The following is a 14,514-nucleotide window of genomic DNA, read 5'->3' on the forward strand; positions in this document are numbered from 1 at the left end:
GCTGAAATCATATATGGCTCATCTTCGTTCTTAAATGTAAGGCTTGTATACACAACCACCACATTGACAAGGGAGAGAATGAAATGAAGAAGCTTCAGCTGTTGCAAAAGATTACGGACAATGGGGTTGTTGCAGTTCTGCGTGCAGATTCTGCGGATCAAGTCATTGCCATGGCCGAGCAAGCGATTGCGGGTGGCATTAAAGTTATCGAGATTACGATGACAGTACCCAGTGCACTCAAAGCCATTGAAAAATTAAGCCGTGTATATCATTGGAACACACAAGATCCAGAGAAATTCGCGATTATTGGTGCGGGAACGGTGCTTGAACCGCAAACGGCGAGAGCGGCCATCATGTCGGGTGCCGAGTTTGTAGTTGGGCCTTCCCTGAATCCGGATACGGTTCAGATCTGCAACCTGTATCGAATTCCGATTCTGCCTGGTGTGATGACGATTGCTGACGTTCAACGCGCATTGGAACTTGGCGTGGACATTGTGAAGTTGTTCCCGGGTAATCTGTATGATCCTTCGATTATCAAAACGATGAAGGGCCCTATGCCGCAGGCGAATTTTATGCCAACTGGCGGGGTATCCTTGTCTAATCTGGGGGATTGGATCAAGGGTGGAGCAGTGGCTGTAGGGATCGGCTCTGACTTGACATCGGAAGCTGTGAAGACGGGTGACCTGAGTCATGTCCGTCGCAAAGCGGAACAATATATGGATGCTTACCGCAAGGCCAAGGCTGAATAATATTTTTTCAATTCGTAGAAGGGGAGCCTGATAAACAAAGGCTCCCAATTCTGTGAGCCGCGGCACCTGCGGAAGTGAAGAAAGGTGATTAACGTTGAGAAATCGGTATAATACAGGGCGCAAGAAGAGGGGCATCGGGAAATTCCTGCTCGTACTTCTGGCGCTCATTGTCATTGGATGTGGATTTGTTGCGTGGAAATTATTCACACCATACGGTCCACAGGAAACAGCTCAAACAGCTATGGAAACAGCCAATCCGGTGACGGTGAGTGAACAAGAGAACTGGATTGATTTTGTGCCAGATAAACCGACGGGGAAAAGTGTGCTTTTCTACCCTGGTGGACTGGTAAAACCGGAAAGTTATGCACCACTTGCGCATGAGCTGGCTGCTGCGGGTCATCACACGATTATTGCCAAGATGCCAGTTAACCTGGCAGTGCTTAAGCCAAACTTGGCAGATGAGATTCTGGCCGCATATCCGGACGAACAATTTGTTATGGGTGGACACTCTCTCGGCGGGTCGATGGCTGCACGTTATGTAGCCGCACATCCTGATGCACTTCACGGGATCTTCTTCTTGGCATCTTACCCGGATGAAAAAGGAAGCGTAAAGTCACTTGGAATACCTGCTTTATCTATTCTGGGTACTAAAGATGAAGTCGTGAATGCTACGAAGTATCAGAGTGGACGGATGTATCTTCCAGAAGACACGGTATATTACACCATTGAAGGTGGTAACCACGCCCAGTTCGGTGATTATGGTCATCAAAAAGGAGATGGCGAGGCGGAAGTGAGTGGGGAAGAACAGCTGAATCAGACGGTCAAGACTGTACTCGCTTGGTTAAGTACCATGAAGTAGGTTTTGATTATTCTGCATTAAGGGTTGAATGCATTTATAGCATAACTTAATGGAGGTGATATGGATGACCATGCTTCAAGTGAATGGAGTGCAGATCCCATGTAAAGGGATCCTGTTCGATAAAGATGGAACACTGCTGGAATTCCTTCAGCTATGGGGGCCGTGGGCAGAGACGTTGCTGAGTCAGTTACAAGCACGTATGAATGAGCTTGGAGCTTCATTTACGGTTGAACGGGAGCACGTCTTAGGCACCATTCATAATGCAGAAGGTCACATTGTCGGCTATGATCCGCAAGGTCCACTTGCCATTGCGACTGTGGATGAGTGCACGGGATTGCTTGCCGGGCAGTTATATGCAACAGGCATTCCATGGAATGAAGCGATCACAACGATACGCCAATTTTCAAGTGTAGCCATGAGATCGGTAAGAGAGCGCAAATCGGCTGAACCGATGCCAGGATTACTTGCTTTCTTACAGAGTTGCAGGGCAGCAGACATACCTCTGGCAGTTGTTACTTCAGACAGTACAGCGGCAGCAGAAACACATCTGGATTGGATGGGGATACGTTCCTTTTTCACCTCCATTGTGGGCTGTGATCGGGTGACCCAGGGCAAACCGGATAGAGAAGCAGCACTCTTGGCTTGCCGTGAATTACATATCGATCCTGCCGAGGCCGTTGTAATTGGAGACAGCAATGGGGATATGCAGATGGGGCGGCATGCAGAGGTATCCTATACGCTCGGTTACTGCCCGCAGTTAGATCAAGGATCTCATCTGGTTGATGCCCATGCCATTGTTCGTCATTATAATGAGATAAGCGTTATTATATAAGTCACCCTGGTCTAATTAAACTATATAAATTGAACTAAACATTTACACAAAACGGAGAGGACAGAAATAACCTGAAGAAACAGAGTGGTCGCCTTTATCCTCGGATTTTTTCCTTTAGAAAGGAATCAAAAAAATCTGTGGATAACAGCGATCGGAAGGTTGTTCTGTCATCGTAGTGGCCAGTGTAAATATTCTTTAGTTCAATTTATATAGTAAACAAAAGGAGGAGAGAGGATGAACGCAACAGAACAACTGGCTGCCTGGATTCAGGAGAGCTCCCGGATTGTTTTTTTCGGAGGGGCCGGGACTTCAACGGAAAGCGGGATTCCCGACTTCCGCTCGGCTGCGGGTCTGTATCAGACGGAGCAGCATTCGCCTTATCCACCGGAAGAGTTATTAAGCCGACATTTTTTTGATCAACATGCCGATATTTTTTATGATTTTTATCGTGGCAAAATGCTTCATCCAGATGCGGAACCGAATGGGTGCCATCGACTATTAGCCCGTCTGGAGCAGGAAGGAAAACTTCAGGCAGTGATCACGCAAAATATCGACGGACTGCATCAGAAGGCAGGTAGCAACAATGTCTTTGAGCTTCACGGCTCAATTCATCGTAACGGCTGCATGGATTGCAAGCAGTTTTATACGCTGAATGATATTATACAGTCCCAAGATACAGTGCCTCGCTGTACCACATGTGGTGGTGTGATCAAACCGGATGTGGTGCTGTACGAAGAGGAGCTGGATCAGACGACATTGTATCGTTCTATTGATGCACTGTCTTCTGCAGATCTGTTACTCGTGGGAGGCACATCACTGACGGTATATCCGGCGGCCCAGTTAATTACGTATTTTCAGGGAAAACATACCGTTCTGCTTAACGCTACACCTACTGCTTACGACCGCAGGGCTGATTTGCTGATTACAGAGCCGATTGGTGAGGTAATGAATATTGTGGACCAGCTTCTTGGTTGAACGTATGGACTGAATAACCGCATTCTCCGGCATAGACCGGATACAAGAGGCGGAACCTGGGGAAAGAAGGGATTCATAATGGTCTACGTAGCAAGCGATACCCGCTATGAAACGATGAAATATAACCGCGTTGGACGTTCAGGTTTGAAACTGCCAGCGATTTCACTGGGGCTGTGGCATAATTTTGGCGGTATCAATAACGCTGAGAATGGCCGTAATATGATTACCCGATCATTTGATCTGGGTATTACACATTTTGATCTTGCCAACAATTATGGCCCACCGGCAGGTTCGGCAGAGCAGTTATTTGGACAGGTACTGGCCCAGGATCTGAAACCTTATCGTGATGAACTGGTGATCTCCACCAAAGCGGGTTATTATATGTGGCCCGGGCCTTATGGCGAGTGGGGTTCACGTAAAAATCTGGTATCCAGTCTGAATCAGAGCTTGAAGCGTATGGGCCTGGATTATGTGGATATTTTCTATTCACATCGTTATGATCCCGAAACGCCTTTGGAAGAAACGATGATGGCACTGGATCATATTGTTCGCTCGGGCAAAGCCCTGTATGTAGGGATCTCCAACTATCCCGCAGAGCAAACAAGACAGGCTGCCGAAATTTTGAAAAGTCTGGGTACGCCCCTGTTAATCCATCAACCGAAATACTCGCTGCTGGACCGCTGGATTGAAGATGGTTTGCAGGACGTGCTGGATGAGTATGGAACAGGCAGTATTGCATTCTGTCCATTGGCACAAGGTGTGCTCACGAACAAATACTTGAATGGTATCCCGGAAGACTCACGTGCCAAAGGACCGTCGGTATTCCTGAATGAGAACAACATCTCTCCAGAGACACTCCGCAAAGTGCGTGCGCTAAACCAGATTGCAGCAGCCCGTGGTCAGAGTTTGGCCCAATTTTCACTCTCATGGGTGCTGCGTAATGGCAGGGTAACTTCCGCGCTGATTGGCGCAAGTCGTCCTTCCCAGATTGAAGAGAATGTGGCTGCGCTCAGTCAGCTAGATTTCTCTACAGAGGAATTGGAACGGATTGAATCCATCCTGTCTCCGGAGCCTGATGACAAATAAATAAAGTGCAAAAGGTGCATCTTAGCCATAATGGCGGAATGCACCTTTTTTTGTCGTACGTGGTTCCTCCGTCCGTTATGTTGCTCATCGTTTGTTTTGTTGAGCATTCTTCTGTAACCCCTGATGTAGTGGACGGGACAGTATTTTCTCTCGATACAAGCTAGGCGCTTCACCGTGAAATCGTTTGAACTGTTTGGAGAAATACAGCGCGTCTGGCAGTCCCACTGATGCAGATACCTGTTCGATGGACAGATCCGGGCGTTCTCTCAGGAGTTGGCGCGACTTGTCGATCCGCAATTTTAGTAGATAAGTGACTGGCGAAAGTCCGGTTTCCTGTTTGAAAATACGGGATAGATAAGCACGGTTGTACCCAAGACTCGCAGACATTTGTTCAATGGAGACAGGGTAGGCATATTGGGTAGACATATATTGAATCATCTGTTTCACCGTACGTCGGATGGAGGATTCACCTGGAATTAAGGTTTGGCCCTGCGAAAGGTGATTCTGTGCTTCGGCTAGAATCATATATAACGTACCCAGTGATGTGAAATGGGAGCTTTCTTTGCGCTCGGCAAAAGCATCCTGCATCACGGATAGCCAATCGGAAATTCCACAGGATGGTCCAGCATGAAAAACGGACTTCTCGGGGCGGAATCCCGCCTCCTCGGCATGCTGGGCAGCCTGGCTGCCTGTGAAGGCGATCCAGCGGTATTGCCATGGGTTGCGGGCGTGTGACTGGTAGCTCACTAGTTGCCCGGGATGAATGAGGAAACAATCACCTGCGGATAACTCGTAGGTGTGCAGTTCGGTACGGAACGTACCAGCTCCTTTTTCTACATAATGCAGCAGATAATAATCAAACAATTTAGGTCCGAGGGCGTGCCCCGGAAGGGTCTGACTTGCCCCCGCAAACAGGACATGCAGTGCGCCTTGCTCATAATAGACCGGATTGGAGGCAACAGAATAACTGAGTGCTCCACTTTTACCGGAAGGTGATTCCTGTATTTTTTCGATAGTAGATGCAAGAGGGTCTTTCTTGCCGTTGGATTGATCTGACATGGTTGTTTCCTTCTTTCCGGGATGCTCCGATCATTATACGCCTTAAGGTCACATTTATCCATATGAAACACACATGGTTGCATTACATGAGGCACCGCTTTCTTATATAATAACATTAAGAAAACCACAACAACGAGGCGAGGTGCACCAGCAATGAACGTAACTGAATTGAAACAAAAGTTTATTGAGAAGTACGGAGAGAGTGGAGCGGACATCCGTGTGTTTCATGCCCCGGGGCGTGTGAATCTGCTCGGTGAGCACATTGACTATAACGGTGGATACGTGCTTCCGGCAGCACTTGAATTCGGAACAACATTGATCATTCGTGAGCGTCAAGACAACAAGTTGCAACTGGCTTCCACGAACATGTCTTATGAAGGGGTACAAGACACTTCCTCCATCGGTAAGGAGAAAACCGGAGAATGGACCGACTATCCTGTTGGTGTCATGGTTGAATTGCAAGGCAAAGGCGTAAATGTAACAAAAGGCTACGACTTCCTCTACCACGGGGAGATTCCGAACGGGGCAGGACTTTCATCATCTGCATCTCTGGAGGTACTCACCGGATTTGCGATTCAGTCTCTGGAGGGTGTATCGGATATTGATACGGTTCAACTGGCGCTTCTGTCCCAGAAAGCGGAAAATGAGTTCGTAGGCGTCAACTGTGGAATCATGGATCAGTTCGCTGTCGCAAACGGTGCTCAGGATCACGCGATCCTGCTGATGTGTGACACACTGGAGTACCAAAAGGTTCCTTTCCGTACAGGCTCCTACAAATTGGTCATCGGTAACACAAACAAACGCCGCGGTCTGGTGGATTCGGCTTACAATGAACGTCGCTCCCAATGCGAGCAGGCACTTGCCATCTTGAAGGAACAGCTGCCTGCACTGAATTACCTGGCTCAATTGACGCCAGAGCAGTTCGTAACACTACAGGATCAGATCAAGGATGAGAAAGTAAGACAGCGTGCGCAGCATGTCGTGGAAGAGAACGCACGTGTTCTCGCATCGGTGGAGGCATTGCGGATCAATGATCTGGAATCCTTCGGCAAGCTGATGAACGCTTCTCATGAATCGCTTCGCGATTTGTACGAAGTAAGCTGTGATGAGTTGGATGTTATGGTTGAGGAAGCTCAGCGGATTCCAGGCACGCTTGGTGCTCGAATGACTGGCGCAGGATTTGGCGGTTGTACCGTATCACTTGTGCATGAAGATGATGTCGAGCGTTTTGTAAGTGAAGTGGGCGCTGCATATGAAGCGCGTACCCATCTCAAAGGTGATTTTTATGTATGCGGCGTAGGCGACGGTGTTAAAGAATTGAAGGAGGCGAAGTAAAATGGCAATTTTGGTGACAGGTGGAGCAGGGTATATTGGGTCTCATACGGTAGCAGCATTGTTGGAACGTGGAGAAGAGGTTGTTGTACTGGATAACTTGCAGACAGGGCATCGTGAAGCGTTGCTCGGCGGTAAGTTGTATGAAGGGGATCTGCGTGACAAAGAAATTCTGGCGAAGCTGTTCGCTGAGAATTCAATCGATGCAGTCATTCACTTTGCAGCCAACTCACTCGTAGGCGAGAGCATGAAAGACCCGGTTAAATATTATGACAACAACGTGTTTGGTACACTCTGTCTGTTGGAAGCGATGAATGCAGCGAATGTACGCCGCATCGTCTTCTCCTCTACGGCAGCTACGTACGGTGAGCCTGAGAAAGTGCCAATCGAAGAGAGTGATCGTACAGAACCAACCAACGTATACGGCGAAACAAAGCTGATGATGGAACGCATGATGTCATGGTTCGATAAAGTTCAGGATATCAAATACGTTTCCCTGCGTTACTTCAATGCAGCCGGTGCACATGACAGCGGCAAAATTGGTGAAGATCACCAACCAGAGAGTCACCTGATTCCACTCGTACTGCAAACAGCATTGAAACAACGCCCGCACATCGCCGTGTTTGGTGACGACTATGCAACAGAAGATGGAACATGTATCCGTGACTATATCCATGTGAGCGACTTGGCTGATGCACATCTGCGTGCAGTAGATTATCTTCGCAAAGGTGAGAACAGTAATGTATTCAACCTAGGTAATGGTACAGGATTCTCGGTAAAACAAGTGATCGAAACAGCTAAAAAAGTGACTGGCCTCGATATTCCGGTTGTACAGGAACCACGTCGTGCAGGTGACCCGGCTGTGCTGGTAGCTTCATCTGCAAAAGCGAGATCTGTCCTGGGCTGGAATCCGAAATGGACCAATCTGGAAGATGTCATTCAAAGCGCTTGGAGCTGGCACCAATCACGTCCTGACGGCTACGGAAAAAACTAGGAGGCGAACACCTTATGTCACAGACTCATATTGCAGCAGGTGCCACAGAGCGGACACCGGAGCAGCAGGAAGCACTGCATGCCATTGAACGTCTGGTTGCATTTGCCTTGCAGAAACAATTAATCGAGGAAGCGGATTGGGATTATAGCCGCAACCTCTTGCTGGAACAATTCGGATTCTCAGAGCCTTATGCCGGTGAGTTGGACACGACTGTGCCCGATGGCCCACAGGCTATGCTGGATACGTTGATTGATTATGGATTTTCCATTGGACTCATTCCTGAAAATAGCGATACATTCCGTGATTTGCTGGATGCCAAAATCATGGGTCATTTGATGGCACGCCCATCCGAAGTGGTACGCGCATTCCGCCACACGGAGCAGACGGAAGGCATTGAGGCGGCCACATCCCAATTCTATGACTTGTCGATTAACTCCAACTATATCCGGATGGATCGGATCTCGAAGAACGTCTACTGGACACAGGACACGGCCTATGGAGACATGGAGATTACTATCAACCTGTCAAAACCGGAGAAAAGTCCAAAGGAAATTGCCATGGCGAAATTGCTTCCGCCGCCGGTATATCCTAAATGCCAGCTGTGTCGTGAAAATGTAGGTTACGCTGGTCGGGTGAATCACCCGGCCCGCCAGAATCTGAGAGTTATTCCGTTGGAGCTTAACAACGAGCCTTGGTTGTTCCAATACTCGCCGTATGTGTACTACAACGAGCACTGCATCATTTTCCATCATGATCATGTGCCGATGAAGCTGACGAAGGATACACTGCGCAGACTACTTGCGTTTGTCGGGGAGTACCCGCATTACTTTATCGGATCTAACGCGGATCTGCCGATTGTAGGTGGGTCGATTCTGACACATGACCATTTCCAGGGTGGACGTCATACATTCGCTATTCAAAATGCACAGCCAGAGGCGGTCTTCCGCCATGCGAATGCACCTGGACTTACATTGAGTCTTGTGAAATGGCCAATGTCTGTGATGCGTCTGGCTTCACACGATCCTGCAGAGTTGCTAGAAGCGGGTAACGCCGTATATGAAGCGTGGAAGGTCTACAGTGATTCTGCTGTGGATATCGAAGCATTCAGTGAAGTAGACGGGGAACAAGTACCACACAATACGGTAACACCAATCGTTCGTCGTAGTGCAGATGGTGGTTATGAGATGGATCTTGTATTGCGTAACAACCGCACAAATGATGTGCATCCAGAAGGCATTTTCCATCCGCACCGTGAAATGCACCATCTGAAGAAAGAAAACATTGGTCTGATCGAAGTGATGGGGCTTGCCATCCTGCCAGGTCGTTTGAAAGAAGAACTGGACAGTATCGCGGATATCCTCGCTGGAGATGCTAAACTTGCTGAAGCCGCCAAAGCTTCTGATCATGTGTTGAACAAACATCTGGGCTGGGCGGAAGAATTGATTGAACGGTTTGGTCCTAAACTGGACAAAGAACAAGCCGTTGCCATTGTACAGCAGGAAGTTGGCTTGAAATTTGCCGAGATTCTGGAACATGCAGGGGTCTACAAATATGATGAAGCAGGACGCCAGGCTTTCCGTCGTTTTGTAAGCAGCATGGGATACACTGAATAGACATGTAGAACGATGAACACCAGCCCTACAAGGGCTGGTGTTTTTTTGAATATGATTTTTAACGGAGTTGTGAGCCAGTCGTTTGTTCTGTTGGAATTGAACGATAGATCAGGGCAGCTAGCTCGGCTCGGGTTAGGGAGTCATCTGGCCTGAACTGTCCGTGATATCCCACAACCATTTGAGTCTCGGCCAGTGTGGCTATGTAGTCGTGAGCCCAGTGGGAGGAGGGGACATCCTCAAAAGAACTCGTTTGGATCAGCGGCAGGTCAAGCGCGAGCACCAGGATTTTTGCTGCCTCGGCCCGTGTAAGTACCGCATCCGGATGGAAGAAATCATTTAAGCCGTTTGAAATATGGAATCCATCAATAAGGCCGACCTCCTGTAGTCGAGATATAGCATCAAAGTAGGGATGTGTCGGCTCTACATCTTCAAAGGGAGTAGCCTTTCGGATTATTGGTAGCTCAAACGCTCCGTTGATTATACCAGCCATGTGTTTACGCAAGATTGGCTGATTAGGCCTGAATGTGGCATCGGGATATCCCTCTATCAGACCACGTGCAGCGATACTTTCAATCATCAAGCGTGCCCAATGGGTTGAAATATCACTGAACACAACTGGGGTCAAAGGTGTTGTTGGTTCTTTAGGTTTAGGTTCAACTTTAAGTTTAGGTTCGGTTTTAAGTTCCGTTCCTGTATCAGGTTCCTGGGATGATGCGTCAGTAATAGAGCTACTGGTCCAGAAAGAAGGACTGCCACCATGGTTTTCAGAGCTATCAGTCTTTACCCATTTGGCATATAGTGTTATGTCCCGACTTACAGTATCTCGGTCAAAATTCCAGGGAAGAGATAATGCCGAATCTATGTACCATCCATCAAATGAAAACCCGCTCTTGCTGGGCTGAGTGGGAGGCGCTATTGCTTGATTATTCCTAGTAATAGTAGAGGAAACGGGGCTTCCGCCTTGAGAATCAAAAGAGACGGTCAAAGCGGAAATGGGATTTTCCTTATTCGTATATTTGGACGCAGTTGTCACTGAACTCGTCCACTTGGCGTACAGCGTGATGTCCCCAGTCACGGTATCTCTGGCAAAATCCCAGGGAAGGGAGTATATCGAATCCATGTACCAGCCTTCAAACAAAAACTCGTCCTTGGTAGGCTGAGTGGGAGGTACAATGGTTTGCCCATAAGTGGCTTGAGTGACCGCAACCGGGGTCCCTCCATTGGAGTCGAAGGAGACGACCATATTCAATTTTTGAAAGGGAATGTCATCCCAGTAAGCGAAATCTTGAGCCTCTGAAGGATCAAAACCAGTAATAATAAGGGATGAGTTGCCATGAAACGCTGAGAAACCAATAGACGACACGCTAGCTGGAATGAAGACAGTCGCCAGCCGATTGTCCGCAAATGCCATCGCCCCGATAGAGGAGACACTATCCGGAATGACGACAGAAGTCAGTTGATTGTCTGTAAATGTAGCATGTCCAATGGAAGAGACACGATTTGAAATAACAATAGAAGCCAGCTGGTTAGATGCAAAAGCCCAGTTCCCAATCGTGGAGACATTCTCTGGAATAATGACAGTAGTCAGTTTATTGTTTGTAAATGCGCTATCTCCGATCGACATAACAGTCTCGGGAATAACGACAGAGGCCAGTTGGTTGTTAGTGAATGTGGAGTTCCCAATTGTGGATACACTATCCGGAATGACGACAGAGGTCAGTCGGTTGTATGCAAATGCCAAGTCTCCAATAGTCGTGACAGTCTCTGGAATTATGACAGAGGTCAATTGATTGATTTCAAATGCCCTTTCTCCAATAGTGGAGACGGTATGCGGAATAACTACAGAAGTCAAATGATCGCTGTAAAATGCTTTGTCACCAATAATAGTTACTTTTTGTCCGTAAATAGTGTCGGGAATAATGACATCTTTCGAAGTGCCCACATAGTCGTTTATTGTGATTCCATGAGCGTTGGTGCTTGTTATGAAATCCTCTTCTTTATTCGGCTCAGCATACATAACCATCTGTCCCCAGGGTACGAGGAACATTAGCAGAGCAAAGACGAAGATGCTTGCTTTTTTCAATCCACTAACCTCCTTATTTATTTTAAGAATTTTGAAGTCCTTTTGGTTACAGTACAACTGTTAGATGAGATTAACAATACTGAATCTTCAATAGGTGAGCCGAGGGCACATGGAGTCGCGGTATTTTCAATGACGGCACTCATATTCGTTTTCAGAAATGGAAGATGTCAGTTCCCGCATGTATAATGGTGGAAAGCCATTGAAGACATTATCAATGAAGAAACGGGGACGAATAAATTGGAAAAGAAGGCATTGAATATTCCATTGATTACAGATGCAGAGGAACTGCAAGGTATGGTGGGGGAACCGCATGAACATGTGCGTAACAAGGCAATCTCATTTGTGGATTCACATGTTCAGAATTTTCTATCCATGTCACCATTATTTTTCCTCTCCACCTCAGATCGTGATGGGAAAAGTGATGTGTCACCTCGGGGTGATGGAGCGGGATTCGTAAAAGTGTACGATACATACCGACTCGTCTATCCCGAACGCCCAGGCAATCGGCGCATAGACTCGTTGTTGAACATGTTGTCGAACCCTGGTATTGGTATGCTCTTTTTGATTCCGGGTATGAACGAAGTGCTGCGTATTAATGGCACAGCATCCATTACCAAGGATGAGGAATTCATCGCGAGTATGGGCTGGAGTGGTAAAACCATAGGTGCGGCTGTCATTGTAGATGTAGAAGAGTGTTTTATCCATTGTCCGCGGGCATTCAAACAGGCTGGATTATGGGCCTCAGAAACATGGGTGGATGCTGAGAATTTGCCTTCAACGAGCGAGATGTTTCGAGCCCATTTGGAGATTAACGGGTTGTTATAAAGTGAGTGACTATCGATTTGTTTTTCTATAAACAGGGTACTATAATTGGAGTTGCACAAAAATTCTAAACTCCATTGGAGGCGACAATAGATATGAGATCTTTCCAATTCTATAATCCAACCCGGCTGATTTTCGGCAAAGGACAACTGGAAGCATTGAAAACAGAAGTGCCGAAATACGGTAAACGGGTTCTGCTTGTATATGGTGGCGGCAGTATCAAACGCAGTGGTCTTTACGATCAAGTGATCGGTTTGCTTAAGGAAGCTGGAGCAGAAGTGACTGAACTGGCAGGTGTTGAACCTAACCCGCGTCTTTCTACGGTGCATAAAGGGGTAGACCTCTGTAAAACAAATAACATCGACCTGATCCTCGCTGTAGGTGGCGGTAGTGTACTGGACTGCTCCAAAGCTATCGCTGTAGGTGCCAAATATGATGGCGATATGTGGGATTTTGCTCAGCGCAAAGCCGTTGCACAGGATGCTCTTCCACTCGGTACCGTATTGACCATGGCGGCAACTGGTTCCGAAATGAACTCCGGTTCGGTTATTACGAATCAGGATACACAAGAAAAACTGGGTTGGGGTAGCGCATACTCATTCCCTGCATTCTCTATCCTGGATCCGGTGAATACACACACTGTTCCACTGGACCAAACGGTATACGGTATGGTGGATATGATGTCCCACGTATTGGAGCATTACTTCCATCTGGATGCCAACACACCGGTTCAACTCGGTTTCTGTGAGACGATTCTGCGTACCGTCATGGAAGCAGCACCTCGTCTGGTTGAAGACCTGGAGAACTATGAACTGCGCGAAACGATTCTGTATTGCGGAACAATGGCACTGAATGGCGTGCTGAATATGGGTCTCGCAGGAGACTGGGCAACACATAATATTGAACACGCGGTATCCGCAGTGTATGATATCCCACACGGCGGTGGACTTGCAATCTTGTTCCCACACTGGATGAAACATAACCTGGATGTGAATGTGGATCGATTCAAACGTCTGGCAATTAATGTATTCGAAGTGAACCCTGAAGGCAAATCGGACAGACAGATTGCTGAAGAAGGTATCGATGCGCTCAGCAAATTCTGGACATCCATTGGTGCACCTAACCGTTTGGCAGATTACGATATCGATGACAGCCAGATCGACGTAATGGCTGACAAAGCGATGCTGTTTGGTCCATTCGGTAACTTCAAGAAACTGCAACGGGAAGATGTTGTATCCATCTACAAGGCTTCTCTGTAATTCTATAATCACTGCAAAGTGAAAGGACACATTCTGTTGTCCAATAACCGCAAGTCTCCTTCATGGGGGCTTGCGGTTTTTTCGTGTATTCGGCTGTACACGTGAATAATGGAGGAACTTGAAGCAAGGCGAACAGAATGTCGTGATAATACCCATTATCGGGTTCAGAATACAATTGAGGAAAGATTTTGAAACATTTTACCCCTTGCTACGTATTTATTTACATGTGGAATGCTCAGTTAGGATGAATTTGCGGCAGAGAGAGGAGGAACAGGGGATGGAAACAATTTATTGGGGGTGTCTAATCGGAGGGGCGATATTTGCGGTTGTCAGCCTTGTGCTGGGTGACTTGATTGATGGCTTGCTGGACGGAGCTTTTGAAATGCCAGGTCTTGATTTTTTCAAACCCGTTGTGTTAGCTGGTTCCATTACAACCTTTGGTGGGGCAGGTATTTTGCTGACACGTTATAGTTCATTAAGTGCAATGTCCGGTCTAATACTATCCCTGCTTATAGGTATTGCTGCAGCCATGCTGGTATTCTTCGCATATATCAAACCGATGCGTAACAGCGATGTCTCCATTGCATTTTCAATGAAAGAGTTATCAGGAAAAATTGGGGAAATCACCATTCCGGTGCCGGAAAAAGGTTTTGGCGAAGTAATGATCCGCTTTGCATCCGGTAGTACGATTCAAACGGCATCCAGTTTTGAACACCTCCCCATTGCGGCGGGAGCCCGTGTTGTCGTGGTGGATGTTGTAGATGGTGTACTGCGTGTGTCGGAATGGGATGAAAATGTACTTAAAGATTTATAAAGTATTCTTATCACCTAAGTAATTTAAGCACTCATCA

General features: G+C 47.3%; 13 protein-coding genes. 11 read left to right on the forward strand and 2 right to left on the reverse strand.

Features of this window, described 5'->3' with window-relative positions; genetic code table 11:
- The first annotated feature begins 83 nt into the window (after window positions 1–83).
- From MHI01_RS25700 to mgrA, 5 genes are all read left to right on the forward strand, one after another.
- Window positions 84–749 (forward strand): bifunctional 2-keto-4-hydroxyglutarate aldolase/2-keto-3-deoxy-6-phosphogluconate aldolase, encoded by a 666-nt coding sequence (locus MHI01_RS25700; RefSeq protein WP_017686833.1) that lies wholly within the window; start codon window positions 84–86, stop codon window positions 747–749.
- 94 nt (window positions 750–843) lie between these two features.
- Window positions 844–1,608, forward strand: a complete 765-nt coding sequence (locus MHI01_RS25705; protein WP_339283998.1) for an alpha/beta fold hydrolase — start codon at window positions 844–846, stop codon at window positions 1,606–1,608.
- A gap of 64 nt (window positions 1,609–1,672) precedes the next feature.
- Entirely contained in the window at window positions 1,673–2,440 is a 768-nt protein-coding gene (locus MHI01_RS25710) for an HAD family hydrolase (RefSeq protein ID WP_340984385.1), read from the forward strand.
- Window positions 2,441–2,674: 234 nt separating this feature from the next.
- Entirely contained in the window at window positions 2,675–3,415 is a 741-nt protein-coding gene (locus MHI01_RS25715) for an NAD-dependent protein deacylase (RefSeq protein ID WP_340984386.1), read from the forward strand.
- Window positions 3,416–3,493: 78 nt separating this feature from the next.
- Complete coding sequence (mgrA, locus tag MHI01_RS25720; RefSeq protein ID WP_036674510.1) at window positions 3,494–4,501, forward strand: L-glyceraldehyde 3-phosphate reductase; 1,008 nt, start codon at window positions 3,494–3,496, stop codon at window positions 4,499–4,501.
- 84 nt (window positions 4,502–4,585) lie between these two features.
- Here mgrA and MHI01_RS25725 read toward each other — a convergent pair whose 3' ends face one another.
- Complete coding sequence (locus MHI01_RS25725) at window positions 4,586–5,560, reverse strand: AraC family transcriptional regulator (RefSeq protein WP_340984387.1); 975 nt, start codon at window positions 5,558–5,560, stop codon at window positions 4,586–4,588.
- A 153-nt stretch (window positions 5,561–5,713) separates the two neighbouring features.
- Here MHI01_RS25725 and MHI01_RS25730 point away from each other — a divergent pair, with 153 nt between their 5' ends.
- From MHI01_RS25730 to MHI01_RS25740, 3 genes are read left to right on the forward strand one after another with little or no spacing between them, the layout of a single operon-like run.
- Window positions 5,714–6,895, forward strand: coding sequence for a galactokinase (locus MHI01_RS25730; RefSeq protein WP_340984388.1), 1,182 nt, complete (start codon window positions 5,714–5,716; stop codon window positions 6,893–6,895).
- Window position 6,896: 1 nt separating this feature from the next.
- Window positions 6,897–7,886, forward strand: coding sequence for a UDP-glucose 4-epimerase GalE (galE, locus tag MHI01_RS25735; RefSeq protein ID WP_017686840.1), 990 nt, complete (start codon window positions 6,897–6,899; stop codon window positions 7,884–7,886).
- A 14-nt stretch (window positions 7,887–7,900) separates the two neighbouring features.
- Window positions 7,901–9,499 carry a UDP-glucose--hexose-1-phosphate uridylyltransferase gene (locus MHI01_RS25740; RefSeq protein ID WP_340984389.1) on the forward strand — a complete coding sequence of 533 codons (1,599 nt, stop codon included), beginning with the start codon at window positions 7,901–7,903 and terminating at the stop codon, window positions 9,497–9,499.
- Between the two features lie 58 nt (window positions 9,500–9,557).
- On the opposite strand, the gene MHI01_RS25745 is transcribed toward MHI01_RS25740, so the two are convergent.
- The gene (locus MHI01_RS25745) at window positions 9,558–11,582 is read right to left on the reverse strand and encodes a leucine-rich repeat protein (RefSeq protein WP_340984390.1); all 2,025 of its coding nucleotides are present in this window, start codon (window positions 11,580–11,582) and stop codon (window positions 9,558–9,560) included.
- Window positions 11,583–11,819: 237 nt separating this feature from the next.
- Between MHI01_RS25745 and MHI01_RS25750 the strand changes: the two genes are divergently transcribed.
- The 3 genes from MHI01_RS25750 to MHI01_RS25760 all read left to right on the forward strand — a co-directional run bounded on the left by MHI01_RS25750 (window position 11,820) and on the right by MHI01_RS25760 (window position 14,477).
- On the forward strand, window positions 11,820–12,407 hold the full coding sequence (locus MHI01_RS25750; protein ID WP_307416394.1) for an MSMEG_1061 family FMN-dependent PPOX-type flavoprotein: 588 nt from the start codon (window positions 11,820–11,822) through the stop codon (window positions 12,405–12,407).
- 92 nt (window positions 12,408–12,499) lie between these two features.
- Window positions 12,500–13,663, forward strand: a complete 1,164-nt coding sequence (locus tag MHI01_RS25755; protein ID WP_340984391.1) for an iron-containing alcohol dehydrogenase — start codon at window positions 12,500–12,502, stop codon at window positions 13,661–13,663.
- Window positions 13,664–13,940: 277 nt separating this feature from the next.
- Window positions 13,941–14,477, forward strand: coding sequence for a membrane protease regulatory membrane protein (locus MHI01_RS25760; protein WP_047844048.1), 537 nt, complete (start codon window positions 13,941–13,943; stop codon window positions 14,475–14,477).
- Window positions 14,478–14,514 lie beyond the last annotated feature (37 nt).

The sequence above is a fragment of the Paenibacillus sp. FSL M7-0656 genome (genome assembly GCF_038003225.1).
Classification (GTDB): Bacteria; Bacillota; Bacilli; order Paenibacillales; family Paenibacillaceae; genus Paenibacillus; species Paenibacillus amylolyticus.